At 40.9% G+C, this 24,761-nt stretch carries 23 protein-coding genes, 2 tRNA genes and 1 pseudogene; 18 read left to right on the forward strand and 8 right to left on the reverse strand.

The annotated features are described in order from the left end of the window. Positions 1-74: 74 nt before the first annotated feature. From OKIT_RS02095 to OKIT_RS02115, 5 genes are all read left to right on the forward strand, one after another. On the forward strand, positions 75-926 hold the full coding sequence (locus OKIT_RS02095) for a sulfite exporter TauE/SafE family protein (RefSeq protein WP_007744904.1): 852 nt from the start codon (positions 75-77) through the stop codon (positions 924-926). After that, on the forward strand, positions 926-1,294 hold the full coding sequence (locus OKIT_RS02100) for a DUF1634 domain-containing protein (RefSeq protein ID WP_007744906.1): 369 nt from the start codon (positions 926-928) through the stop codon (positions 1,292-1,294). The genes OKIT_RS02095 and OKIT_RS02100 overlap by 1 nt, the downstream gene beginning before the upstream one ends. A 3-nt stretch (positions 1,295-1,297) precedes the next feature. Continuing rightward, positions 1,298-2,110, forward strand: a complete 813-nt coding sequence (locus OKIT_RS02105) for a Cof-type HAD-IIB family hydrolase (RefSeq protein ID WP_007744908.1) — start codon at positions 1,298-1,300, stop codon at positions 2,108-2,110. A gap of 242 nt (positions 2,111-2,352) precedes the next feature. Beyond that, positions 2,353-2,435, forward strand: a tRNA-Tyr gene (locus tag OKIT_RS02110). A 45-nt stretch (positions 2,436-2,480) separates the two neighbouring features. Then, positions 2,481-2,553, forward strand: a tRNA-Gln gene (locus OKIT_RS02115). Between the two features lie 48 nt (positions 2,554-2,601). Here the strand turns inward: OKIT_RS02115 and OKIT_RS02120 are convergent. Continuing rightward, positions 2,602-3,114 carry a phosphatidylglycerophosphatase A family protein gene (locus tag OKIT_RS02120; RefSeq protein ID WP_007744910.1) on the reverse strand — a complete coding sequence of 171 codons (513 nt, stop codon included), beginning with the start codon at positions 3,112-3,114 and terminating at the stop codon, positions 2,602-2,604. Between the two features lie 48 nt (positions 3,115-3,162). After that, positions 3,163-3,801, reverse strand: coding sequence for a hypothetical protein (locus OKIT_RS02125; RefSeq protein ID WP_007744912.1), 639 nt, complete (start codon positions 3,799-3,801; stop codon positions 3,163-3,165). Positions 3,802-3,927: 126 nt separating this feature from the next. Here OKIT_RS02125 and OKIT_RS02130 point away from each other — a divergent pair, with 126 nt between their 5' ends. Together OKIT_RS02130 and OKIT_RS02135 are read left to right on the forward strand one after the other, a co-directional pair. Next, a complete protein-coding gene (locus OKIT_RS02130; protein WP_007744914.1) occupies positions 3,928-4,818 on the forward strand; it encodes an aldo/keto reductase in 891 nt (296 codons plus the stop codon). A 59-nt stretch (positions 4,819-4,877) separates the two neighbouring features. Beyond that, positions 4,878-6,749, forward strand: coding sequence for an FAD/NAD(P)-binding protein (locus OKIT_RS02135; protein WP_007744915.1), 1,872 nt, complete (start codon positions 4,878-4,880; stop codon positions 6,747-6,749). Positions 6,750-6,823: 74 nt separating this feature from the next. Here OKIT_RS02135 and lepB (OKIT_RS02140) read toward each other — a convergent pair whose 3' ends face one another. From lepB (OKIT_RS02140) to rpmH, 5 genes are read right to left on the reverse strand one after another with little or no spacing between them, the layout of a single operon-like run. Next, positions 6,824-7,444, reverse strand: a complete 621-nt coding sequence (lepB, locus tag OKIT_RS02140) for a signal peptidase I (RefSeq protein WP_007744917.1) — start codon at positions 7,442-7,444, stop codon at positions 6,824-6,826. Beyond that, positions 7,441-8,061, reverse strand: a complete 621-nt coding sequence (gene lepB / locus OKIT_RS02145) for a signal peptidase I (protein ID WP_007744919.1) — start codon at positions 8,059-8,061, stop codon at positions 7,441-7,443. Before lepB (OKIT_RS02145) ends, lepB (OKIT_RS02140) begins: the two co-directional genes overlap by 4 nt. Before the next feature lie 3 nt (positions 8,062-8,064). After that, positions 8,065-8,925, reverse strand: coding sequence for a membrane protein insertase YidC (locus tag OKIT_RS02150; RefSeq protein ID WP_007744921.1), 861 nt, complete (start codon positions 8,923-8,925; stop codon positions 8,065-8,067). After that, the gene (gene rnpA, locus OKIT_RS02155; RefSeq protein ID WP_007744922.1) at positions 8,915-9,274 is read right to left on the reverse strand and encodes a ribonuclease P protein component; all 360 of its coding nucleotides are present in this window, start codon (positions 9,272-9,274) and stop codon (positions 8,915-8,917) included. The genes OKIT_RS02150 and rnpA overlap by 11 nt, the downstream gene beginning before the upstream one ends. 30 nt (positions 9,275-9,304) lie before the next feature. Further along, positions 9,305-9,439 carry a 50S ribosomal protein L34 gene (gene rpmH, locus OKIT_RS09480; protein WP_002819722.1) on the reverse strand — a complete coding sequence of 45 codons (135 nt, stop codon included), beginning with the start codon at positions 9,437-9,439 and terminating at the stop codon, positions 9,305-9,307. 449 nt (positions 9,440-9,888) lie between these two features. Here rpmH and dnaA point away from each other — a divergent pair, with 449 nt between their 5' ends. The 6 genes from dnaA (at position 9,889) to gyrA (ending at position 18,511) form a co-directional block, all read left to right on the forward strand. Continuing rightward, entirely contained in the window at positions 9,889-11,235 is a 1,347-nt protein-coding gene (gene dnaA, locus OKIT_RS02160; protein ID WP_007744923.1) for a chromosomal replication initiator protein DnaA, read from the forward strand. 162 nt (positions 11,236-11,397) lie between these two features. Further along, positions 11,398-12,525, forward strand: a complete 1,128-nt coding sequence (dnaN, locus tag OKIT_RS02165) for a DNA polymerase III subunit beta (RefSeq protein WP_007744924.1) — start codon at positions 11,398-11,400, stop codon at positions 12,523-12,525. Between the two features lie 126 nt (positions 12,526-12,651). Next, the gene (gene yaaA / locus OKIT_RS02170) at positions 12,652-12,873 is read left to right on the forward strand and encodes a S4 domain-containing protein YaaA (RefSeq protein ID WP_028291837.1); all 222 of its coding nucleotides are present in this window, start codon (positions 12,652-12,654) and stop codon (positions 12,871-12,873) included. Further along, on the forward strand, positions 12,860-13,981 hold the full coding sequence (gene recF, locus OKIT_RS02175; protein WP_007744926.1) for a DNA replication/repair protein RecF: 1,122 nt from the start codon (positions 12,860-12,862) through the stop codon (positions 13,979-13,981). Before yaaA ends, recF begins: the two co-directional genes overlap by 14 nt. Further along, complete coding sequence (gene gyrB, locus OKIT_RS02180; RefSeq protein ID WP_007744927.1) at positions 13,974-15,932, forward strand: DNA topoisomerase (ATP-hydrolyzing) subunit B; 1,959 nt, start codon at positions 13,974-13,976, stop codon at positions 15,930-15,932. Before recF ends, gyrB begins: the two co-directional genes overlap by 8 nt. Before the next feature lie 8 nt (positions 15,933-15,940). Further along, complete coding sequence (gene gyrA, locus OKIT_RS02185; RefSeq protein WP_007744928.1) at positions 15,941-18,511, forward strand: DNA gyrase subunit A; 2,571 nt, start codon at positions 15,941-15,943, stop codon at positions 18,509-18,511. Between the two features lie 59 nt (positions 18,512-18,570). On the opposite strand, the gene nadE is transcribed toward gyrA, so the two are convergent. Next, a complete protein-coding gene (gene nadE / locus OKIT_RS02190; protein ID WP_007744929.1) occupies positions 18,571-19,401 on the reverse strand; it encodes an NAD(+) synthase in 831 nt (276 codons plus the stop codon). Positions 19,402-19,649: 248 nt separating this feature from the next. Between nadE and OKIT_RS02200 the strand changes: the two genes are divergently transcribed. From OKIT_RS02200 to OKIT_RS02220, 5 genes and pseudogenes are all read left to right on the forward strand, one after another. Continuing rightward, positions 19,650-21,119: a multicopper oxidase family protein gene (locus OKIT_RS02200; RefSeq protein ID WP_036593974.1), complete on the forward strand. Its 1,470-nt coding sequence runs from the start codon at positions 19,650-19,652 to the stop codon at positions 21,117-21,119. Positions 21,120-21,255: 136 nt separating this feature from the next. After that, positions 21,256-21,531: pseudogene (rpsF, locus tag OKIT_RS09755) on the forward strand (30S ribosomal protein S6); the annotation flags it as partial. 179 nt (positions 21,532-21,710) lie between these two features. After that, positions 21,711-22,256: a single-stranded DNA-binding protein gene (gene ssb, locus OKIT_RS02210; protein ID WP_007744940.1), complete on the forward strand. Its 546-nt coding sequence runs from the start codon at positions 21,711-21,713 to the stop codon at positions 22,254-22,256. Between the two features lie 24 nt (positions 22,257-22,280). After that, on the forward strand, positions 22,281-22,601 hold the full coding sequence (gene rpsR / locus OKIT_RS02215; protein WP_007744941.1) for a 30S ribosomal protein S18: 321 nt from the start codon (positions 22,281-22,283) through the stop codon (positions 22,599-22,601). A 99-nt stretch (positions 22,602-22,700) separates the two neighbouring features. After that, positions 22,701-24,761 carry a DHH family phosphoesterase gene (locus tag OKIT_RS02220; RefSeq protein WP_028291840.1) on the forward strand — a complete coding sequence of 687 codons (2,061 nt, stop codon included), beginning with the start codon at positions 22,701-22,703 and terminating at the stop codon, positions 24,759-24,761.

A 24,761-nucleotide genomic window follows, 5' to 3' on the forward strand; every position in this document is an offset into this window, starting at 1 on the left:
TCAGCAAATGAGAAATACGGCATTTATCCCAAGACTATGTGTAAAAAGGAACTAATACCGCTAATATAGTAAATATGAGTCTTAGCCTCTTAATTACTTACATTTTGATTGGTGTCCTGGCTGGTATTTTTGGTTCGATATTAGGGTTAGGCGGCGGCATGATTGTCACACCGATTTTAGTACTTGCTTTTAATTTACCTATTCATTATGCTATCGCCGCTTCAATCATTGCAGTTATCGGTACCTCTTCCGGTGCATCGGTAGCATATTTAAGAGATGATTTATTAAATGTGCGTGTGGCGATGTTTCTAGAGATTTTTACAACCATCGGTGCATTAATCGGAGCCGTTCTTGTCGGTATTTTTCAGCCCGCATGGCTGAATGCTTTTTTCGGTTTATTGCTCGTCTACCAAGGTTACGCTATGTGGCAGAAAATTCATAATAAAAAAGCGGATGAGCTCGCATCAAAGGACGACAAGATAGCCGCCAAACTCAAATTAGACTCCAGTTACTACAATAAATTGGAACAAAAAAACGTATCCTATCATATCCAAAGGGTGCCTTTAGGTGCTCTGATTATGTTCGGTGCTGGTTTTGCCTCTGGACTATTAGGAATCGGCTCTGGTGGTTTTAAAGTGTTTGCTATGGACAGTGTGATGCAGATGCCATTAAAGCCTTCTAGTGCTACCTCTAACTTTATGATGGGTGTAACAGCTGCAGCATCAGCGGTCATTTACTTTTTTAATGGTACTTTGCAGCCCTTGATTGTTGCACCAATTGCCATCGGGATTATTTTCGGCTCTACTTTGGGATCTAGAATCATGCCGCACTTACCAAATAAATTGCTTCGAACTATATTCATTCCGGTGGTTCTGATCGCCGGTATCCAATTGATTATTAAGGCTTTCGGGATTAATTTATACTAATGGCAGATAAACAAGAAATAACAAACGAGAGAAAAATAGAAAATGGCATCGGCTGGATTCTGCGTGTAGGCGTTTTTTTTGCTGTTATCGTGATGAGTGTTGGCGTTATTCTGCTGCTGCTTCACGGAAATACCGGTTACGGAAAAAATATTCCTACAGATTTAGGTCCCCTAATCGCAGGCCTGATAAGTGGAAAAGCAGCAGCTTGGCTGATGATGGGTATTTTTATACTCATTTTGACGCCAACTATTCGTGTCTTTGCCTCCATTTTTGCTTTTTTAGCTGCTAAAGACTTTCTCTATGTAGGTATTACAACCTTGGTATTTATTATTCTATTATTCGCAGCCTTTATTGGACTCCGGGGATAAGATATGGCAGTTAGGCTAATCACAATCGATGTCGACGGTACTTTATTATCCAGTGGGCAAACCGTCCCCAAAGACAATATCAAAGCTATTCAGGAAGCAATGTCTCAAGGATCTAAAATTGTGATTGCTTCCGGTCGTCCCCTATCCGGTATTATGCCATGGCTAAAAATTATTGGCGTCCCGATTGCAGATGATCAATTTGTAATTGCATTTAATGGCGGAGTCGTTCAGACAACTTCAGGAAAATTGCTTGAAAAAAATCAAATCACTTATCAAGATTATGAGCAGCTGCAGGCTTTTGCTGACCAGCAGCAGGCATACTTTCAAGTGGAGTCTTTAGATGGGTCTCACACCATAGCCAATAAAATTCCTAAAGAAGCTCAAATGGAAAATTATCTGATAAACGCTGATTTACAGATACACAAAAAAATGCCAGAACAAATAGAGTTTATCAAACCAATGATTAACGGCAGTAAAGATGAGTTGGATCGCATCATCAAACTTGTTCCAACGGAGATATCACGCAATTTTAACGTCGTACGCGGTGCTTGGTATAACTTGGAATTCATGTCAAAAAAAGCTTCTAAAGGAAATGCGCTACATATGCTGTCTCATCACCTGGGTATCGAAAACACACAAACGATGGCAATTGGTGACCAGCAAAACGACCTATCCATGTTCAGCCAAGCCCATTATGCAATTGCAATGGGCAACGCCGATGATGCAATTAAAAATCAGGCTGATTTTACGACCAAAAGCAATGATGAAGCGGGTGTTGCACTGGCCATTAGAAAATTTGCGCTTGCAAAATCTTAAATATTGACAAACAAATCTATCCGAGTAATAATATAAACACATCTAGGAAAGGGGGCGATCCGTTTTGAATTCAAATAAATCTGAACTTCTTAACGGCTTCGCCGCTTAAAGGAAAAGCGGCGAGAGCTGTTGAGAGAACCCGGGCAAATTTAGTTAGGTGGCCCGGGTTTTTGTTTGAACTTTTTCAAGAAATACTTGATATTCGTGTGGTTTTCCCTTAGAATAATTTAGTCAAAGCGTTTGGGAGTGTAGCGAAGTGGTTAAACGCTGCGGACTGTAAATCCGCCCTCTTACGAGTTCGTAGGTTCGAATCCTACCGCTCCCATCGGTAATAAGTTCGCTTGCTTGTCACAAATTTATTACCAACAAATGCCCCATAGCCAAGTCGGTAAGGCAACGGTTTTTGGTACCGTCATGCGCTGGTTCGAGTCCAGCTGGGGCAAGAAATAAAAAAAGACCTGTTGGAGGTCTTTTTTTATTATCCTAATATTTTATTGTGCATCATCCACAAATCCCTTAGGATACTTCTGAGCCAAACGCGACCCGGCTGCTGCCGCAATCCCACCAATGACATCATCAATAAAAGTTGTTGTGACACCCTTGGTCGTTTTACCAATTTTATCTAGTTTACCGATAATACCAGGTTTGATGTTATCAACATAACCATACCCTGTAAATCCAATTGAGCCAAACGAAGTTGCAATTGCATTGCCTAGTAATTCATCAACGCCAAACAGGCCAAAATCTTCCTTAATGACATCGCGCAAGGGCTCATTAATGAGATTTTCTTCTGTCAAACGATCAAGCTCCAAAGCAACCCACACAACATGCTGTACTTCTCTTTTCTCTAGTACGCGTTGGACAGATTGCATCGCAATCTGCTTGGTCAGTCCCGGTAGATAACGCAACTGGAAATGATAAGCTATCTCGGCAATATCATCCAAGTCAACGTGCCGTTCTTTTAATTTTGCAACTGTATTTTCATAATTTACGTGTTCAGACATACCTACCTCCAAATATAGATTTTTAATTACAAGCCAATTTTGATTAATTCAACGGCGTATCAAAATACCGAAAGTTAATCCTAGCAGCATAGCAATTGCCATCATCCAATAATTTCTCATCGCGAGATTAGCGGTTGCGAGTATGAATGGACGAGAAATAAATTTAATAACGTTGTTGAACACAGGAGGCAAAGCAGCGACTAGCAGCAGCGTTGTCCATGGTAGGAAGGCAAACAGAACCGCTCCGGCCACGGCAAAAAATGAAATAACATAAGCAGTAGAAAACATAATCAAATCCCGCCTCAAAGACTCAACCTCCTCAGCATTTGCCGGACTGTTGTGCATGATAATTCTATGAGACAAAAGAACATTAAAAATACTAACAACGGCAGGAAAACAGGCTAAGAAAACCAAAACATAGCTGCTCAGCGTTAAATTATTGTTTGAATTTAAAAAAATTAAGGCTGCAGGAATGATATAGCCCAAAATCAAGGAATAGATAATAATAGCCGTTTTTTCAGTTGGCAGCTGACTAAAAAACGAATAGATCATTGTAATAATAATCACAGCGAAAACAGCTGCAATTGAAGACCAGAAGTTAAGCTTGCTAAAATTGAATTGAGCAATTAAAAGAGCTAAAACGATTGGAAAAACAATCAATTTAATTGTTAAAAACTTATCCGTCATTTATCAGCCCTTTCTGGGCTCTTCCTATATTCTACCTGCTCTTCTATAATCATGTATAGAAGCTCTCTTTGAACTTCAGGTTTGCTGGAACGTTAAATCTTTTTTCTGTCATATGGGGGACTTTATATGCAAATAAGTGCAAAGACATTAACAGATACATATTCATTAAAAAACGGCATTAAAATTCCAGTAGTTGGTTTTGGTACTTGGCAATCCAATAATGGTGCAGAAGCATACAATGCCGTAAAATGGGCCTTAGAAGCGGGTTATCGACACATTGATACCGCAGCTGTGTATGGCAACGAGGAATCAGTTGGAAAAGCCATTCGCGATTCAGGCATTAAACGCGATGATTTGTTTATCACAACTAAATTATGGAATTATCAAAGAGATAGCTATGAACATACATTACAAGCATTTGGTGATTCTCTTTCACGCTTGGGGCTGGATTATGTCGATCTCTATCTGATTCATTGGCCGGAACCAATTGAATATCGCGATCACTGGCAAAGCCTCAATGACAACTCTTGGCGAGCAATGGAAAAAATTTATCGAGACGGCGGAACACGCGCAATTGGTGTCTCTAATTTTAGAGAAACACATATCAACGAATTACTAAAAACAGCCGAAATCACACCAATGGTCAACCAAATTTTCTTAAATCCTGGCGATCAAGAGAAAAACTTAATCAAATATAATCAAGATCATAAAATTTTAACTGAAGCTTATTCACCACTAGGAACAGGTCAGCTGCTTTCGCGCCCCGATCTCAAAAAAATTGCCAACAAACACAATGTATCTGTGGCTCAAATCTTAATTAGATGGAATTTAGAAAAAGGTTACCTACCCCTGCCGAAATCAACACACCAGGATTTTATTAAAAATAATACTCAAGTGTTTGATTTTCAGTTGGATTCTGATGATCATCGACTTTTGGATCAGATGGACGGCCAAGGCCAGCAGCATACAGAACCACGTTTACATGATTTCCAAAAGATAGTCCCTTTTTTGGAATAATAGCAAAAAGATAAGCTGTAGCAAATTATGTTACAGCTTTTTAATATAATTGAAGGTATATGAAAATTGCGATTATTGGTGCTGGCCCAAGAGGTTTGGCCGTAGCAGATCGGTTAGTAGTTCGAGCTGCAAAAGAACAAATAAAAATTGATATCAAACTCTTTGATCCCTACGAAATAGGCGGGCGAGTCTGGGATCCTTCAATTAAGGCCAATAACATCCTGCTGATGAATACTGTTGTCAGCCAGGTAAGCTTTTTTGCTGATGATTCCATTTACCACCCAGGTCCCACCAGACAAGGACCTAATTTTTACCATTGGATTAAAGAAGACGCTGTTGAATTTTTGAAAAATACACCACAAGGTATCCGCTACTTGGACAAACTGAATTTGAATGAAAACAGTTATGCGGTTCGCGGACTTGCTGGTCTATACCAACAGTGGTTTTTCAATGACATCAAAGAACAGTTAGAAAATAATTCCTCTCTTGTCTATCAGAAGACAGAAATTAAAAAAATTGCAAAACATAACGACCAATATCGATTGAGCTTTGCAAATAGCTTTGAAGATTTTGATTTTATCTTTATGGGCCTAGGCTTTGGCAACAATCGACTAACAGATGAAGAAAAAAGCTTTTCTGAGTTCGCCAAACGTTACAATCTCCGGTATATTGCACCCGGCCACCCTGCAGAAATAGATCTGAGCCAAATTCCTGGTAAGCAAAACGTTATTATCAGAGGGCTTGGCCTTTCCTTTTTTGATTATCTGGCTCTGTTAACGGAAGGTCGAGGCGGCCATTTTGTTGAAGATAAAAGCCAAGAACTCCGGTACCATCCTAGCGGAAAAGAGCCGACAATATATGCTGGTTCTCGTAGTGGCAATCTGCTCCATGCTCGCGCCTTAAATCAAAAGTCAGAAAGCGAACAATATGCTGCACAATTTTTCACAACTGCTAATTTAAAAAAATTAGAAGATGAAAATGGTCATATCACTTATTCAGATTTCTTCTCATTGTTCGACAAAGAGCTGCAGTTCAAACATTACGAAAATCTTACCAAGGCAATAGCCTATCGAAATCTCTTTCATAAAAAAACTCATCGGTTTTTGGAAAGGCTTAGAAATAGCGAAAGTAAAGATTTTGAGGTCATTGCACATAATTTTCAAATTCCCGAGGAACAAATTTGGCATTGGAATGAAATTATTGATGCCATTCACCAAGTCAAGAGCAAAGATGATTTAACAACTTGGTATGAAAGATACTTAGCTAATGATATTGAGGACGCTTCTGAAGGTAACAAGAATGCCATCTTTGCCTCAGCATTCGATATTTTAAGAGATATTCGCGAAACAATCCGCGACCTGATCAACCAGGACCGTTTTCAGACTCAAGATTTAAAAAAATTCCTGACAATTTTTAATCACATCAGCACGGTTATTAGTGTTGGACCGCCTTTGATCAGAATCAAACAACTAAAAGCACTTTTAAAAGCCAATATCGTGCACTTACTTGGCCCAGATCTCAAGGTTGAGAATAACCCTAGAGAAAATTCTTATATCGCAAAGACTGCCTTATCAGAGAGAGTCTCAGCCTCAAGCTTCATAGATGCTAGGTTGCCTCAGGTGAGTGTGTCCTTATCTGAGCAAGATCTCAGAAAGGAGCTGATTAACTTAGGCTGGTTCCACGAAACATCCTATCATGATAAGCAAGGCCATTTGATTTTAGATGCTGCTCAAATCAATCCCAATACTTTCCAATTAATTGATGAATTTGGACAAATCCTACCCAATTTATACTCTGCAGGTATTCCTCATGAGAGCATCAGCTGGTTCACCACCGTTTTACCCCGTCGTGGTGTGAATACGATTATTTTCCATGAGGCTGCCATCATTTCTGAAGAAATTATTCAGACCATTAAAAAAACGTCCAAATGACCTGTACTCCTAAAATTGTTTCCGACTTTTTGGGTACAGATCAGGATAGGGCGTTTTTTTGTTTCACGTGAAACCTATTCAAAAAAATGGCGAGACCACGAATTAATACGGCGCATACGTGTTCGCTGATTCCACGAATAGTATTGTACCGATCCTTGAATCTGTGATTTTTTTATTAGACCGCACTTTCGACTATCTGTGGGCATACTTCGATTATCTGCTAAAACAAAATACGTATTTTTTTTAACTTTTAGAATATTTTGTTGGGATCTTGGCCAGTTCCGATTAAGAGATAAAGAATTTAAGGACCAGCCGCTATCAATTGACATGCTGGTAGCTTGCTGTTGTTGTTTGCTAATAAATCGCTGATTAACCGTTTTGCCATTAACTTGCAGCTTATTTTTCCGAAAAACGATATGATCTCCTGGCAGTCCTATAACTCTCAAAACTGCCATCGTTGTACCTGTATCTGACCTCTGCCTAGCATTTGTATTAAAGACAACAACCGTTCCACGTGAAACATTTTGATTTTTTCTCAATAAAACAACTTGGTTATTAACTAAATTCGGCGACATGGACTGTCCGGAAATTCTGATAAAAGAAAAATAATTAGCCCTAAGAAAAACCGCAAACGCGATACCAGCGAATGCGGGAAATAACCAAATCTTCAAGAAATATTTGACATGTTTATTCATTTGGTAAAAAAGTTCTTCCAAACATCATTAATTTGAGTATGATTACTACTCCAAGGAAAGACTTTAGCAACACCAAGCATGTGTGCTTGACTCACAAATCCAAAATATCGGCCATCTTCTGATCTTGCACGATTATCCCCAAGAACAAAATAATTACCAGCAGGAACCGTCGTTGCCTTTCCATCGGCCCAATGCGAGCTGCCGGAAACGAAAGGCGAATCGCCTGAAGATAAAGACGTCAAAGTCCAATTCCCAGTACCGCTCGTCCTATTATAAAAAGAAATATAACTTTGAGATATTTGTTTGCCATTGACATAAATATTGCCATTCTTAGCTTCAATTCGATCGCCAGGTAATCCGATAACACGCTTAACATAGTCCTTTTCACCAGATTGAATGCCCGGATCTTCTTTACGAGCATCAAAAACAACGACTGATCCGCGTCGAATCCGCGCCATTTTCAAGACCCAAATGCGTTCACCGTTAGTAAGGTTGTTTAACATGGAATCACCATTGACGGTTACCGGTACTAAAATAAATATTTGAATGAGCCAGGCGGCCAGCAAACCTACGATAATTGGGACAATCCAAGAAAAAAGAACTCTAAGTTTTGCCATTTTTTATCTCCTTCGTTTGTGTACTTTACGCAATGTTTTGGTAATGACCCGTTTTCTTTCAATTTCTGCTTGCACTTTGGCCTTTTCCTCCGCGCGAACTTTGAAGGGATTTTGGAAGAAGAAAGTCTGAACAGCTTGAAATGCATTGGTTGCAACCCAGTAGAGAGATAGTGCTGAAGGTACAGCAAGCGAAGAGAAAAAGATAATAAATGGAAATATATAAGGCATGACTTTAGCAAATCCTGGCTGATCTTTTCCAAGAGATACCGTACTCATCCAAGAACTGATGAACGTAAACAAGGCAGCGAGAACCGGGAGAATAAAGTATGGATCTGTATTTCCCAGCTGTAACCAATAAAATGATCCGCTTTTTAATGCTGGTGTCGAGTTAATCGCTTGAAACAAAGCCCAAAGTACAGGCAATTGAATCAGCAAGGGCAGCATGGAAGCATAGGGATTAACACCAGCTTCCTTATAGACTGCCGACGTCTCCGCCTGCATATTCATCATGGAATCACGATCACGTTTCCCTTTATATTTTTCCTGGACTTTCTTAATCTTTGGTGTGACCTTAGACATTTTCTTTGAGGAAGAAATCGAATAGACCATTAAGGGTAAAATCAGAAAACGGATCAAAACTGTAAAAGCAATAATGCCAAAGCCATACGAGTTGGTAAATAAACTTGCAGCACCAAAGATCGAATTAGCGAAAAAACCAGTTATCGAACCCAAGATACCGTGATAGTTTGTCTGATCTGAATTAGGAATCAAAGCAAGGGCAATGATTGCAATCAAAGAAAGTACCGCAAGAACAATTGATGGCCAACCAACTTTTTTTAAAAAATTCTCTATTTTATTTATCATGTAATATGCCTGCTAAATCCAATACGTGTTTGATTTGATCTTGGATTACCGTCTGTGCTTGCCCAGAAACGGCTGGTCGCGCAACAACGACGATATCCAAATCATCAGCTATCATTTGAGATAGATTGTTAAAAGATTCACTAATACGGCGCTTAACCCAGACGCGTTCATGAGCTTTACCGATTTTTTTTGAAACAGACAGACCAATGCGCCAATGGTTAAGATGAAGATTTTCTGGTTGCTGCTCACTGTATACAACAAAATAGCGGTTTGCAAAAGATTGATGCTTTGCAAAAACTTTTGCAAAATCGCTAGCCTTCTTTATTCTAAAAATTTTTTTTGTACTCATTTTACAAAAAAAGTCGCATACGCGACTGAATTAAGCTGCTAACACCTTACGGCCCTTAGCACGACGACGCGCAAGTACCTTACGACCATTTGCGGTGCTCATTCGTTTACGGAATCCATGGACACGTTGCAAGTGCCTCTTTTTAGGTTGATAAGTTCTTTTCATGTTCTACTCCAATATATGCCCAACCGGGGCAAAGTTACTGAAATATAGTACCACAAAAGCATACGTAAACTCAACTGGCGCAAGCTTTTAAAAGAAATTTACTTGTCCACAATACCACGGAATGTGGTGTGGAATTATTAAGAAAGTTTAAAGTTAAAAGCGCCTAAATCAGGGGTTTTCCACTAATTAACTACATTTCCACAGCTTGTGAACAAATAATGGACATTTTCTTGTGTATTCTGTGGATAAGTGGTTAATTTGTGGAAAGATCGGCATTTTCATGAGAAAGTGCCTTGTGGAAAAGTATTAAAAAAGTGGAAAGGGTTAAAAATACCCACAGACTTGGGGATAAATTAGTTAACAGACTGTAAATATCTCGGAAAGTTGTTTGCACATACTGTTGAAAATAACAGAGAGTTCCCGTTTAATTAGTCTAGTCGGAAAATATTATGAATGATGATTACTTTGATTTGAATAATTTTTGGAAGAGTGTCCAAGATCGCTTCGCTGATAACATGGGTGAAACAGCCTATGAGAACTGGATTCGGCCAGTTAGAGCAGCCAGCGTTGACCTAGCAAATCGTACCGTATCTCTGCAAGTCCCAAGCGATCTAGTCATGCAGGCTTGGGACAATGGCAACTACACAGCGAAGTTTATGGAATATGCCTATGATGTTGCTCATGATTTTTTTAAGCCTGACTTAAAAGTTGTCAAGGTCGTTGTCAATCCAGTTAACAATTCAAATCAAACCTCGTCCAATTTTCAAACGAACGACTACCAGCTCAATCCCGCTTTCACTTTTGATACATGGGTAGTCGGAGACGCTAATGAACTGGCAACAAGTGCCGCAATGGCAGTCTCAGAGCAGCCAGGCCGGCAATATAACCCTTTACTTATATATGGATCCTCAGGTTTGGGAAAAACGCATTTGATGGAGGCGATCGGAAACCGTCTAAAAGAGGTACAGCCCAATGCGATCGTGCGCTACATTACGACTGATGATTTTATGAATGATTGGGTCAATGCGATCAGTAAAAAATCTACCAGTGAATTTACAGATACGTATGAAAATGTCGATTTGCTCCTTGTTGACGATATCCAGATGCTGCAGGGGAAGGATCGTTTTCAAGAAGAGTTCTTTAATATATTTAACAAAATCACAAAAGCTCAAAAACAAATTGTTATGACTTCCGATGTTCTTCCCAAAGATATCCCTGGCCTTAATGCACGGCTTGTTTCCAGGTTCATGCAAGGTGTGGCCTATGATATTCAAAAACCCGATTTTCCAACTCGCCTGGCGATTCTAAAAAACAAGTCCGAAGAAGCTGGCATGCAGATTGATAATCAGACCCTGACCCTGATCGCAGAACAAATAGATACGAACGTTCGGGAATTAGAAGGAGCCTTCAATACCTTAACTTTAATGGCTAGAGCCGGTCGACCCATCAATGTTGCCAATGCTCAAAAAATTCTCGAACATCTCAACATCAGCAGGCAGAAAGTAATAACTGTTTCAGATATTCAAAGAATTGTTGCTGAAGATTATGGGGTTGGCTTGTCTGATTTGCTTGGGAAAAAACGAAATTCAGATATCGTGCTTCCTAGACAAGTTGCTATGTACTTAATAAGAACGCTAACCGATACCTCGCTGCCCAAAATCGGTCAAGCCTTTGGCGGGCGCGATCACACAACGGTGATGCATGGCACGGAAAAAATTGCCGATCTGATCGAAACTGACTACAGTATGAAGCAGAGAATTGAAACTCTGTCGACAAAAATCAAAGAAAAATCATAAAAATACGTATCATAAGAGTATAGACAGTTGTGGATAAAACGTTTGGTTTTCCAGAAATGTTTCCACCAGGTTTATCCCTGCCGAACAAGTAATGAGACGGCTTTTCCACAATATCCACAGCCCTTATTATTACTATTAACAAATTTATTATTAGGATGAGCGATGAAATTCTCTGTTAAACGAAGCGAATTAGTTAATAAATTAAATATTGTCAGCCGTGCCATTTCAGGCAAAGTCATGATTCCTATTTTGACTGGAATCAAAATTTCAGTCACCGATAGTGATCTAACTTTGATCGGGTCAAATTCGGAGATCTCTATTAAAACAGTGTTATCAAATACGCCGGAAAAACAAGAAAATCTTGTAATTGCAGAAAAAGGCGAAATAGTGGCCAATGCCAATTTCTTTACGAATATCATAAAGAGACTTTCTGGAGACCGCGTTGATATCACGACAGAAGGCTCCCAAATTAAAATTGTTGCCGGTAAGTCGGAATTTATGGTTTCCGGCCAGTCAGCAGACAACTATCCGCAATTACCACGTATTGACGACTTAGATTCCATTAGTCTCTCTTCTAAACAACTCATTGATATTATCGGCGAGACAATTCGATCAGTGTCGATTCAAGACTCTCGGCCACTGCTAACCGGTATCCATTTCATAATTGATAACGAACAGCTCAAGGCGGTCTCGACAGACTCGCACAGGCTCTCTCAAAGAATTACACAAATATCATCTGCCAACTCAGCTGACGTTGTGGTTCCCGGCCGTACTTTGACTGAATTAAGAGCACTACTTGAAGGTATTGACCAGTTAAATCTGCAATTTGACCAATCACAACTGCTGGTTGATTTAGGTCAGACAACTTTTTATTCTCGCCTGCTCGAGGGTCAGTATCCGGATACTGACCGGTTGATCCCAAGCGAATCAACTACAGGATTCGTGATTGATGCCGCTCAGTTGGCCTCATCCTTGGATCGTGTTAGTTTAGTGGCACACCAATCTGGTAATTTGGTCGCAAAATTTACGATAAAGCAGGGCAAGTTAACCATCAGTACAGCGCAGAGCGAAGTAGGAAAAGTTTCTGAAGAATTGTCAATTGATCATTTTATAGGCCAGGATCTGGAAATCAGTTTTAATCCGGATTTTGTTCGCGATGCTTTAAGCTCGATCGCTGAAGAGCAACTCAATTTTTCTTTCACGACTAATTTGCGGCCTTTTGTCATTAGGCCGGCCTCTTTTTCGGACAATAACAAGGTACAGTTAATCACACCCGTTAGAACCTTCTAGTTTTTTGCGATCTAAGCAAAAAAAGCATTTTATGATTAAAAACGCCAAAATGTCAAAAAATTGCTCAAACGGCAAAATACGGCGTTTTTTTGCTATAATGGAAAAGGTAATCTTGGGGGTGAAAATTTGAAAAAAGTTCAGATCAACACCGAATTTATTACGCTAGGTCAATTATTGAAGATTGAGAATATAGTTGATTCTGGTGGCAGCGCAAAGTTTTTTCTAAGAGAAAATCCAAGCTCTTTTTTTATAAACGGTGAAGCGGATAACCGGCGTGGTAGGAAATTACGTCCCGGGGATATGATCAGCATTAAGCAGGTTGGAGAGTACCAAATTGTTTCTCAATAATCTTAGGCTTGTTAATTTCCGAAACTATAAAGAATTAAATGTGGCTTTTTCACATTCGATCAATGTTTTAATCGGTAATAATGCCCAAGGAAAAACCAATTTATTAGAAGCAATTTATTTTTTATCCATGGGAAGATCTCATCGTGATAGCAATGACAGAGATTTAATTAACTGGTCAGCAAAGTCGGCTGTCATTAGCGGGGAGATTGAAAGCAGAACAGCTCGTTATCCTTTAGAAGTCCGAATTGAGAAGGGTGGAAAAAGAGTTCTAGTCAACCACCTTACCGAAAACCGGCTATCCGATTATATCGGTAATTTGAATAGCGTTTTGTTTGCACCTGAAGATTTGGAATTAGTAAAAGGCTCTCCCGGTGTTCGACGAAAATTTATCGATAGCGAATTTGCTCAAATGTCCAGCAATTATTTGTTTAACCTGCTGCAATATCGTAACGCGTTAAAGGACCGTAACGCGTATCTGAAAAACATCAAATGGGTGGCCAACTCGCCTAAGTTTGATGAAACTTATTTAAGTGTTTTGGATGATCAACTAATTAAGTTTGGCAGTGCTATCATTCTGCAACGCTTTTCTTTAATCCAAACTTTAGAAGCCTACGCACGTGAAGTTCATCTGGCGATCTCAAAAATCGAAGAATTGAAACTTTGCTACATTACTTTTCCAACAGTCAACGAACAGTCCAGTCAAGAGGAAATTAGTGAGATTTTTAAAAAACAGTTATTAAAAAATCGGAATCGTGAACTTTTCTTGAAATCGACAAGTGTTGGTCCTCATCACGATGACCTCAAATTTTTGATTAACGGGAAAGAAGTTGGTTCCTTTGCTTCTCAAGGCCAGCAGCGTACGACGGCGCTGTCGATTCGATTAGCGGAAATTGAAATGATGAAATTTGAGACCGGTGAATATCCGATTTTGTTGCTAGACGATGTACTTTCTGAATTAGATGGCAAAAGGCAGACACAACTATTAGATTTTATTCAGGATAAGGTTCAAACTTTTTTGACCACCGCAAGTCTTTCTGACATCGACAAGGGACTAATCAAAGATCCAAAAATTTATCACGTGAAGGATGGAGTACTTATTAATGATTGATGAAAAAAATAATAATCAAATAGCACCTGATGATAATAATGCTTACGGCGGATCTTCAATCCAAATTCTTGAAGGTCTTGAAGCTGTCCGTAAACGTCCAGGAATGTACATAGGATCAACTGCTAGTTCTGGATTGCATCATCTGGTCTGGGAAATCATTGATAACGGGATTGATGAAGCTTTAGCCGGATTTGCACATCATGTCACACTAACAATTGAGAAGGACAATTCGATTACTGTGACCGATGACGGCCGTGGTGTCCCTGTTGAGATCCAGCCTAAAACTGGTCGTCCAGCCATGGAAGCCGTTTTCACAATTTTGCACGCGGGCGGTAAATTTGATTCGAAAAACTACAAGGTATCCGGCGGTCTTCATGGAGTTGGTGCTTCGGTTGTTAATGCATTATCCAAAGAAATGGACGTACGCGTCTATCGTGACGGAAAAATTTATTATATGGATTTTCAGCGCGGCCATATTCAAACAGAGATGAAACTTTTGGATGAGCCAATGCGCTTAGAACGTGGCACCATTGTTCATTTTGCTCCGGATCCAGATATTTTTCGAGAGACGACAACTTTTGACTATAATACTTTAGCCAGTCGTATTCGTGAATTGGCCTTTTTGAATAAAGGACTGCGTCTATCAATTACAGATCGGCGTGTCGAACCAGAGAAAAAAGAATCTTTCATGTACGAGGGCGGTATCGCAGAATATGTGAAATTTTTGAATAAAAATAAACAGCCCCTATTCCCAGAACCCGTCTATGTGGAAGGTGAAGAAAATGGTATCCAAGTAGAAGTTGCTTTACAGTATACAGATGCCGTTGCTGAGACATTAATGAGCTTCACGAATAATATCCATACGCACGAAGGCGGAACTCATGAGACCGGCTTTAAAATGGCGCTGACACGAATCATCAATGATTATGCTAAGAAAAAAGGCATATTGAAAGATTCCGATGATCCTTTGACTGGCGAAGATGTCCGCGAAGGCATTACGGCGATTGTTTCGATTAAGCATCCAGACCCTCAATTTGAAGGTCAGACCAAAACTAAGTTGGGGAATACCGATGCGCAACAGGCAGTCAACCATCAATTTTCGACAATTTTCAATCGTTTTATGATGGAAAATCCAGAAACGGCTCGCGCCATTGCCAACAAGGGTATTATTGCATCCAAAGCACGAGTAGCTGCTAAAAAAGCTCGTGATTTGACCCGACGCAAGTCAGGACTGGAAATCAGTGCGCTTGCCGGTAAACTAGCCGATAACACATCAAAAGATCCCGATATTTCTGAATTGTTTATCGTCGAGGGTGATTCTGCCGGCGGTTCTGCTAAACAAGGCCGTTCACGTTTAACACAGGCCATTCTGCCTATCAGGGGAAAAATTCTCAATGTTGAAAAAGCGACCCTAGATAAAGTACTGGCCAACGAAGAGATTCGTTCTCTATTTACAGCGATGGGAACTGGATTTGGTGATGAATTTGATATCAGCAAAGCCCATTACCACAAGGTCATTATTATGACTGATGCCGATGTCGATGGTGCTCATATTCGGACACTTCTTTTGACGCTATTTTTCAGGCATATGCGGCCATTAATTGATGCAGGTTATATTTACATCGCTCAGCCGCCTTTGTATGGTGTCGCGATTGGAAATTCTGATCAGCGTGTATATCTGGACTCAGATGAAGAACTTGATCGTTACATTGCAACATTGCCGGCTAGTCCGAAACCAAGAATCCAGCGTTATAAGGGACTTGGTGAGATGGATGCCGAACAGCTTTGGGATACGACTATGGATCCTAAGCATCGGCGTCTGCTGCGAGTTAGTCCTGACTACCAGCCGGAGGTTGATACGACTTTTGATATGCTGATGGGTGATCGCGTCGAACCGAGACGTGAGTTCATTGAAGATAATGCACAATTTGTTGAAGATTTGGATGTTTGAGGAATTATATGACCGAAGAAGAAAATAACAATTTTACACCTGATTCCCGAATCAAGAGTGCCGATCTGAATAGCACGATGCGGACTAGTTTTTTATCTTATGCGATGTCTGTTATCGTGGCTCGCGCGTTGCCAGATGTACGAGATGGTTTGAAGCCGGTTCACCGTCGTATTTTGTATGGTATGAACGAATTAGGCGTCACGCCTGATAAACCGCATAAAAAATCGGCTCGTATTGTTGGAGACGTCATGGGAAAATTTCATCCGCATGGCGATTCGGCAATCTATGAATCGCTAGTTAGAATGGCACAGCCTTTCAGTTATCGTTACCCGCTGGTGGACGGCCATGGAAATTTTGGATCTGTTGATGGTGATCCAGCTGCCGCAATGAGATATACCGAAGCGCGTTTATCTAAAATTGCTTTGGAGATGCTGCGAGATATCAATAAAGACACGGTAGATTTTCAGCCCAGCTATGATGGCGATAACCGGGAACCGGTTGTGTTACCGGCTCGTTTTCCTAACTTGCTGGTAAACGGTGCACAAGGAATTGCGGTTGGAATGGCAACCAATATTCCGACGCATAATTTACGAGAAGTCGTGGCAGCTATTCATGTTTTAATGGACAATCCCGATGCAACGGTTGCTGATTTGATGGAAGTATTGCCGGGACCGGATTTTCCGACTGGTGCGATTGTCATGGGCAAAGCCGGTATTAGACGGGCTTATGAGACTGGTCGCGGGTCTGTCACGGTTCGTTCCAAAGTTGATATTGAGACAACTTCGACCGGGCATGAACGGATCGCCATTTCTGAATTGCCTTATATGGTCAATAAAGCCAAGCTGATTGAACGCATTCGAGAATTAGTTTTGGAGAAAAAAATGGATGGTATTACAGCTATCCGAGATGAGTCAGATCAAAAAGGCCTGCGAGTGGCGATCGATGTTGGGCGAGATGCAAATGCCAACGTTGTTCTCAATAACCTTTATAAACAGACACTCCTGCAGACGAGCTTTTCCTTTAACATGATTGCCATTAATCATGGTAAGCCTCAGACAATGAGCCTCAAGCAGATCTTGGTGGCTTACCTGGAGCATCAACGTGAAATTATCCGCCGTCGGACTGAATTTGATTTAAAGAAGGCACAAGATCGCGCTCATATTCTCGAAGGACTGCGTATTGCGTTAGACCATATTGATAAAATCATTGCCTTAATCCGTGCCAGCTCGACAGCTGAAATTGCCAAGACCGAGTTGATCACGCGTTACCAATTGTCTGATAAGCAGGCACAAGCTATCTTGGATATGCGTCTGGTACGTTTGACAGGATTGGAACGCGACAAGATTGAAGCTGAATACAATGATCTGCTCAAATCAATTGAGGACTACAAAGATATTTTGTCTAAGCCGGAACGGATTGATCGGGTTATTTATCAAGAACTGCTGGATATTTCTAATAAATTTGGGGATGACCGTCGTACAGAACTGCAGGTAGGCGATGTAACATCGATTGAAGATGAAGATTTGATTGATGAAGAAGATGTTTTGATCTCTTTGACACATAAAGGCTATATCAAACGGCTTTCGACAAACGAGTTCCATACGCAGAATCGTGGCGGCCGTGGTGTCCAGGGAATGAATACGCATGATGATGATTTTGTGGAACAGCTTGTTTCGACGAGTACCCATGATACTTTATTATTCTTCTCTGATCTCGGCAAAGTCTACAAAATGAAGGGCTATGAAGTTCCTGAGTATGGTCGCCAAGCCAAGGGAATCCCTGTAATCAACCTACTAGGTTTGGATTCCGGTGAACGTGTACAAGCTGTGATTAATGTCCGCGGGGAAGCAGCCTCATCGAAGAACTTTCTCTTCTTCACCACGAGACTCGGCACTGTTAAACGCACTGCTGTATCTGAATTTACCAATATTCGTCAGTCGGGTCTTCGTGCGATTAATCTGCATGATGATGATTCCTTGATTAGTGTGCTGCTGACAGATGGCAAAAAGAATATTGTTATCGCATCCCATTCTGGTTATGCTGTATCTTTTGCCGAACTAGATGTGCGTGCCATGGGCAGAACCGCTTCTGGTGTTCGCGGGATGAATTTACGGACTGGCGATTATGTTGTTGCTGCTGACTTGCTGATTCCCGGTCAGAATGTTTTGGCGATTACGGAAAAAGGTTACGGAAAACAGACCGCAGTTGAAGAGTATCCAATACGCGGTCGTGGCGGCAAAGGCTATAAAACAGCTAATATCTCTGAAAAGAATGGGCCTTTAGCTGGTTTAGCTGTTGTTTCCGGTAATGAAGATATCATGATTACCACTGATTCTGGTGTCATGATTCGCTTTAAAGCCGGGGATGTTTCAATTACCGGAAGAGCCACCTTAGGAGTTCGTGTTATTCGAATCGAGGAAGGTTCTAAAGTTGCTACTTTGGCTAAAGTTGAAGCAGAAGATGATGAAACTTCGCAAGATGAAGTAGGATCTGCAGAAGACCAGACAGATAACGCAACAAAAGTTCAAAATCTTGCTGATCAATTAATTGATGAGAATAAAGATGATAAACAAGATTAATAAAAACCACTTCATGATTGAGGTGGTTTTTATTAATCTTAAAAAAAATAAGCAGACTTTTATTGATACCACCAAGTATCGTAAATAGTTACCGGTAAATGGCGCTTTTGTTTGGTACTAAGATACAGTTTTTCGATTGTTTCGGCCGCCTGTTCAGGTACCTGACGTCCCTCTAAGTAGTCGTCAATATATTTATAAGAAACCCCCAATGCCACCTCGTCAGGCAGCTGAGGACGCTCATCTTCGAGATCTGCAGATGGTACTTTGTTATATAGAGCCTCGGGCGCGTGTAGAAATTTCAGCATTTGTTTGCCCTGACGCTTATTTAACCGCCACAAGGGATCGATATCGGTTCCGCCGTCACCATATTTGGTAAAGAAACCAGCAAAAGCTTCAGCAGCGTGATCTGTACCAACAACGACGCCGGCGTGCTCTCTTGCAACTGCATATTGAGCAATCATACGCATCTTGGGTTTAATCGAACCCCGGCTCATATCGTCAACGACCAAACCGGCATCTCGCAAGGTTGCTGTCAGTGCATCTGTCGCTGCTTTGATGTTGGTTGTCACTGTTATATCGGGCTCAATGAAATCTAGAGCAGCTCGTGCATCATCTTCATCGGCTTGCTGGCCATATGGTTGTCTGATCGCAACGAATTGATAGGACGAATCCTTTTTCTCTTCTCTTAATTCTTGAATGGCTGTTTGTGCAAGCTTACCTGCTAAGGTCGAATCTTGACCACCTGAAATAGCTAAAGCATAGCTTTTATAATTTGGATTAGCTAGTAAATAGTTTTTTAAAAAGGAAATTGAGCGGTCAATTTCTTCTTTGGGATCGATAACCGGCTGTACATGCAGGTCAGCAATGATTTCAGCTTGTAAAAGTCTCATTAGTTCTGTTCTCCTGATGATTTTTGTTCTTTTGTTCTTCTGGGGCAACCAACTGCCCATTGAAGACATTCTTTGGATAATCAAGATTATTCTACCTTTTTTTGCTTCCTGTAGCGGATTTCAGTCAGCTGCAATTGTTTATATAAAAATGAAGAAGATATATCCTATAGATGGCTGATATTTTAAGTGTGAGAGAGAAATATACGAAATTAAATTCTAGAGATCATCAGACGAAACGAGGTTTGAAAATGACAGAAATTTTAAATAAGTATTTATTTGACGAAAAAGCTTATGACTATCACGATGCGGCTTATAAAGCTTTGGTTGTGCCCAAAACTAAAGTTCATAGCCTTAGAATTCCAAAAATTCTAGAAGCAGACAAAATCCAAGGGGACACAATTTATTACACCATTCGTGCACAAACAGGAGAAACACAAATTTTAGATGGCAAGCCAACCGCTACATGGGGATATGATGCCAGTGTCCTTGGGCCCTTAATCAAATTCGTATCAGGCAAACACTACCATTTGACTTTGATTAACAACCTGCCCGAAGTGACAACTTGGCATTGGCATGGATTGGATATTCCCGGTCCAATCGAAGACGGAGGTCCGCACGCACCGGTACGGCCTGGTGAAAAAAAAGAGATCGAATTTGATATCAATCAGCAAACGATGACAGCTTGGCTTCATCCGCATCCATGTCCACATACTGCAGAACAGGTCTGGCATGGCTTGGCAGCACCTGTTGCCGTGATTAATCCGGCAGATAATTTGCCACAAATTCCACATGATTGGGGAATTGACGATATTCCGATTATTTTCCAGGATCGAACCTTCCACGATAATCAATTAGACTATCAAAGCGATTATGATATGGATGGAACCTTGGGGGACACTGCTTTGGTAAACGGTACTGCAAACGCCGAATTTACAGTAACACGGCCTTGGCTTCGTTTGAGAGTATTGAATGGTGCTAACCGGCGGGAACTTCGGCTAAATTCAAATGATAATATCACAATGACACAGATAGCATCGGATGGCGGCTTTTTGCCGCACGCGGTTCCGCTGACTAAATTAATGCTGACTTGCGCCGAACGAGCAGAATTGCTGCTTGATTTTTCATCATATAAAACTGGTGATCAAGTCGTATTGAAAGCTGACGACACGCCGATTCTGAGACTTAAAGTCGGTGATTTTACAGAAGATAACCGTTCACAGTTACCGGCAACTTTAAAGCAGATTGAACGTGGTTTTACCGGTGGTGCCACACATAAAGTTGTTATGGCTGGGATGGATGATTCTGTTCGGATTAATGACAAGCTTTATGACATGACCCGTATTGACGACCAGCAGGTAATGGGTAAAAACGAAATTTGGGATGTTTCTAATACAAATGATGATATGCCGGGTATGGGAATGATTCATCCATTCCATATGCATGGCATGTCCTTTCTCGTGTTATCCAGAAATGGGCATGACCCCTATCCGAACGAATTTGGTTTTAAAGATACGATTGGTGTTAATCCTGGCGAGCACGTTAGACTGCTGGTTAGATTTTCTGTTCCCGGTATCTTCATGTATCACTGCCACATATTGGAACACGAAGATACTGGTATGATGGCTCAAATTGAGGTCATTGATCCAGCACATCCGATACACTGGGATTTGAAAGATTTGTGCGAGAAAAATGGTGTCGATCCGCATATGCAGATGTAGTCTGTTTGTTTTTGAAACATAGCTTGAAGTTGATGCAGCTTGCTTTTAAGCGCGTTTCCCTGTATCATATTTGTCCGTGATGAAATACTCACTTTCCTTACCGCTTAGGCGGTCAGAGACCAAAAGGAGGTAAAAAATGGCTAGTTATGAATTAACTTATATTGTTCGTCCTGACTTAGATAAAGACGCAAAAGCAGCTTTGGTTGCACGTTTTGATAAAGTATTGACCGACAATGGCGCTACAATTGATAAATCCGAGGATTGGAATTCTCGTCGCTTCACATACGAGATTAACGGTTACCGAGAAGGAACTTATCATGTTGTTGTTTTTGCGGCCGCTGATGATAAAGCGACTAATGAATTTGATCGTTTGGCTAAGATCTCAGAAGACATCTTGCGTCATATGATCGTTGCTGTTGACCCTGCAAAACTTGCTGATGCTCACGCTAAACAAGCGGCAGCGGCACAAAGGGCAGCTGAGCGTCGTGCACAGCGTGAAGCTGAACGCAGCGCTGCACAAGCGCAATATAATGCTGCTAATGAGGCAAAAGCTGCATCAGCACCTGTATCAAGCGAAAAGTAAGGAGTTTTATGATCAATCGAGTTGTATTAGTTGGCAGATTAACCCGTGATGTTGAATTACGCTATACCGGGAGCGGTGATGCGGTTGGCTCGTTTACGATTGCAGTTGAAAGAAATTTTACAAATCGTGCCGGTGAACGTGAAGCGGATTTTATTAGTTGTGTTATTTGGCGCAAACCAGCAGAAAACTTTGCCAATTTTACAGGCAAAGGTGCCATGATTGCTGTCGAAGGACGTTTGCAAACGCGAAGTTATGATAATAATCAAGGTCAGAAAGTTTATGTGACTGAAGTTGTTGTAGATAATTTCCAGTTATTAGAGACGCGGGCTCAATCTGAAGCTCGCCGTTCTCAAAATGGCAGTTCCGCGGCGCCTCAGCAGAACCAGAATAATTTTAAAATCCCGGCTCAGCAGTCAAATCCGTTTGACGCGCAATTTAACAATCAATCACAGTCAAGCTCAGCTAATAATGATCAATCTAGTGCTTCCAGCCCCTTTGATACAGATGCTGGAAACAATTCGGTTGATATCTCGGATGATGATCTCCCATTCTAAATTTTTAAGAAAGGACTATCAATAATGCCTGAAGAACATTCAAACCAAAGAACTCAGACTTTTAATGGCGAGCGGACAAACCGTCCTAGCCGTACTCCTCGTGGAGACGGTGATCGCCGCGGCCGTCGTCAAGGTGGCCGTCGTCGTGTCGATTACCTCGCTGTCAATCACATTGAATATGTCGACTATAAAGATACTGAGTTATTGCAGCGTTTCATTGCTGACAATGGTAAAATTTTGCCGCGCCGGATTACCGGCACTAGTTCAAAAAATCAGCGTAAAATTGCAATTGCAGTTAAGCGTGCGCGCATCATGGCTTTACTGCCATTCGTTGCTAACAACTGATTTTCATATTGTTGGTTAAAAAGCATTTCCGTCAGGAGTGCTTTTTTGTTTCTTAAGAAAGGGTTAAAGTTCTTGGATCGTGATAAAATTAGATTCTTGATGAAGAAATATTCAAATTTACCTGCCTTCATAAAAAATTATCGCGTCATCTATCTGATTGGCATTTTTTTGTTGCTGGCAATTAGTGGTTTCGTTTTTTCATTACGTTTTGGTCCGATTATTTCTGTCATATGGGTCGCGTTTGTCATTTTGGCTGCATTGCTCCTGTATAGCTTGATAAGTTCTTTAGGTGTTGACTTTCAGACATATATGACCAACCTGTATGGGCGAGTGTCTATTTCTCAAACAAGCGCGTTGGATCAAATGCCTATCGGTGTTATGCTGCTCAATTCAAACGGGGAAATTGAATGGGTGAATGAGAATCTTTTGAATGTCATTGGTGATCGGTCGGTTATCGGCAAAAATATAAAAGATGCTGATCCTGAGCTTAATCAATTTGTACAAGCTAATAAAGATAGCGGGCCGGCCGAAATCAGCTGGCGGGATGGTAAGTTCTCTCTTCAGGTTCAAGGAAATGGTCGAGCAATATTCCTTCTTGATCTAACAGACGTATCTAAATATGAACTGTTGTATCAAAATGACCGACTTTTTTACGGTTTAATCAACGTTGATAATTATGAAGAAGTTATTCAAGATGCAACGGATTCTGATTCAAGTCGTTTGATAGCATTTATTTCTGGCAGACTCGATAATTGGGCGAAAAAGTATCATTTGTTTTTACGACGGATATCAGCAGATCGTTATCTTTTTTTTGGACGTTTGCCAAATTTAAAGCAGCTTGAAGACGATCGTTTTTCTATTTTGGATGAGATACGAGAAGAATCTTTAAAACAAAACATGCCTTTGTCTTTATCGGTCGGTATTGCATATGGTATTTCAGATTTAAATAACTTAGCTGATTTAGCACATCGAAATCTAGACTTAGCCTTAGGCCGAGGCGGCGATCAGGTTGTGATTCGCGACAACGAAAATCCAGCTATCTATTATGGCGGGACCTCAAATCCAATGGCCAAAAGAACACGAGTCAGAGCGCGTATGATTGATCAGGCTTTGTCGGATTTGCTAAACAACACTGATGTTGTCTTTATTTGCGGTCACCAAAATCCAGACATGGATTCTCTTGGTGCAGCTTTAGGCATCTGGCGAATGAGCCGTTTGCATGATTTGCCTGCCTACATTGTGATTGACGAACAAAATCTGCAGCGTGATGTCAAACTAGTCACGACAAAATTTAGCGAAGAAATTGCAGCTGCGAATGCCAAAATTAAAGAGCAGGCAGCAGCTTCTGACGACAATCAGCCGCCTAAACTCATCGAGTATCCCTTCATTTCAGAAAAGAAAGCGATGGCGCTTGCCAGTGACCAAAGCCTTCTCGTACTCGTGGATCATTCTCGGCCGACCATTTCAGCTGCCGGACAACTTTTGGACCGATTAAAGTCTTCTTTGGTCGTGATTGATCATCACCGAATTGCTGATGAAGGTTTTGCTGAAAAACCACTGCTTTTCTATGTTGAACAATATGCCTCATCTACCTCTGAATTGGTTACTGAACTCTTAGGTTACGAGGATCGCCGCAAATCACCATTAACTAAAGTCGAGGCGACAGCATTGTTAGGCGGCATCCAGCTGGATACCAAGGGCTTTACAGCTCACAGCGGGTCAAGAACTTTTGATGCTGCTAGTTTTTTAAGGGCTGCTGGCGCTGATACACAATTATTGCGGAGCTTCGGTAAGGAATCCAAGGAAGATTTGCTAGTTAAAGCACATTTGTTAGAATTAACTGATCTAAACGAAAATATTGCAACCGTTGTTGGTGAAAATGAGATTGACTATAATTCTGTTTTAGCTGCTCAGGTTGCGGATGAACTCTTAAAAATTCAAGGCGCATCTGCCAGCTTTGTCATTACTCGCCGACCAGATAAGAAAGTTGGTGTTTCCGCTAGATCAGATGGCAGTGTTAATGTTCAATTGATTATGGAAAAAATTGGCGGCGGCGGATCGTTATCTAATGCAGCGGCACAAATCGAGACTGATAATATTGTTGAGGTTAAGCAGCAGTTGGAGAAAGTTATTTTTGATTCATCAGATGAAAAGAAATAG

The organism is Oenococcus kitaharae DSM 17330 (assembly GCF_000241055.1).
GTDB classification, from domain to species: domain Bacteria; phylum Bacillota; class Bacilli; order Lactobacillales; family Lactobacillaceae; genus Oenococcus; species Oenococcus kitaharae.

Coding starts and splice junctions, on each gene's coding strand:
- OKIT_RS02200 (WP_036593974.1), top strand. CDS start 19,650: ATGACAGAAATTTTAAATAAGTATTTATTTGACGAAAAAGCTTATGAC.
- gyrA (WP_007744928.1), top strand. CDS start 15,941: ATGACCGAAGAAGAAAATAACAATTTTACACCTGATTCCCGAATCAAG.
- rnpA (WP_007744922.1), bottom strand. CDS start 9,274: ATGAGTACAAAAAAAATTTTTAGAATAAAGAAGGCTAGCGATTTTGCA.
- nadE (WP_007744929.1), bottom strand. CDS start 19,401: ATGAGACTTTTACAAGCTGAAATCATTGCTGACCTGCATGTACAGCCG.
- rpmH (WP_002819722.1), bottom strand. CDS start 9,439: ATGAAAAGAACTTATCAACCTAAAAAGAGGCACTTGCAACGTGTCCAT.
- OKIT_RS02130 (WP_007744914.1), top strand. CDS start 3,928: ATGCAAATAAGTGCAAAGACATTAACAGATACATATTCATTAAAAAAC.
- OKIT_RS02095 (WP_007744904.1), top strand. CDS start 75: ATGAGTCTTAGCCTCTTAATTACTTACATTTTGATTGGTGTCCTGGCT.
- dnaA (WP_007744923.1), top strand. CDS start 9,889: ATGAATGATGATTACTTTGATTTGAATAATTTTTGGAAGAGTGTCCAA.
- dnaN (WP_007744924.1), top strand. CDS start 11,398: ATGAAATTCTCTGTTAAACGAAGCGAATTAGTTAATAAATTAAATATT.
- OKIT_RS02100 (WP_007744906.1), top strand. CDS start 926: ATGGCAGATAAACAAGAAATAACAAACGAGAGAAAAATAGAAAATGGC.
- gyrB (WP_007744927.1), top strand. CDS start 13,974: ATGATTGATGAAAAAAATAATAATCAAATAGCACCTGATGATAATAAT.
- OKIT_RS02150 (WP_007744921.1), bottom strand. CDS start 8,925: ATGATAAATAAAATAGAGAATTTTTTAAAAAAAGTTGGTTGGCCATCA.
- lepB (WP_007744919.1), bottom strand. CDS start 8,061: ATGGCAAAACTTAGAGTTCTTTTTTCTTGGATTGTCCCAATTATCGTA.
- OKIT_RS02125 (WP_007744912.1), bottom strand. CDS start 3,801: ATGACGGATAAGTTTTTAACAATTAAATTGATTGTTTTTCCAATCGTT.
- OKIT_RS02105 (WP_007744908.1), top strand. CDS start 1,298: ATGGCAGTTAGGCTAATCACAATCGATGTCGACGGTACTTTATTATCC.
- OKIT_RS02120 (WP_007744910.1), bottom strand. CDS start 3,114: ATGTCTGAACACGTAAATTATGAAAATACAGTTGCAAAATTAAAAGAA.
- rpsR (WP_007744941.1), top strand. CDS start 22,281: ATGCCTGAAGAACATTCAAACCAAAGAACTCAGACTTTTAATGGCGAG.
- OKIT_RS02220 (WP_028291840.1), top strand. CDS start 22,701: ATGAAGAAATATTCAAATTTACCTGCCTTCATAAAAAATTATCGCGTC.
- lepB (WP_007744917.1), bottom strand. CDS start 7,444: ATGAATAAACATGTCAAATATTTCTTGAAGATTTGGTTATTTCCCGCA.
- OKIT_RS02135 (WP_007744915.1), top strand. CDS start 4,878: ATGAAAATTGCGATTATTGGTGCTGGCCCAAGAGGTTTGGCCGTAGCA.
- ssb (WP_007744940.1), top strand. CDS start 21,711: ATGATCAATCGAGTTGTATTAGTTGGCAGATTAACCCGTGATGTTGAA.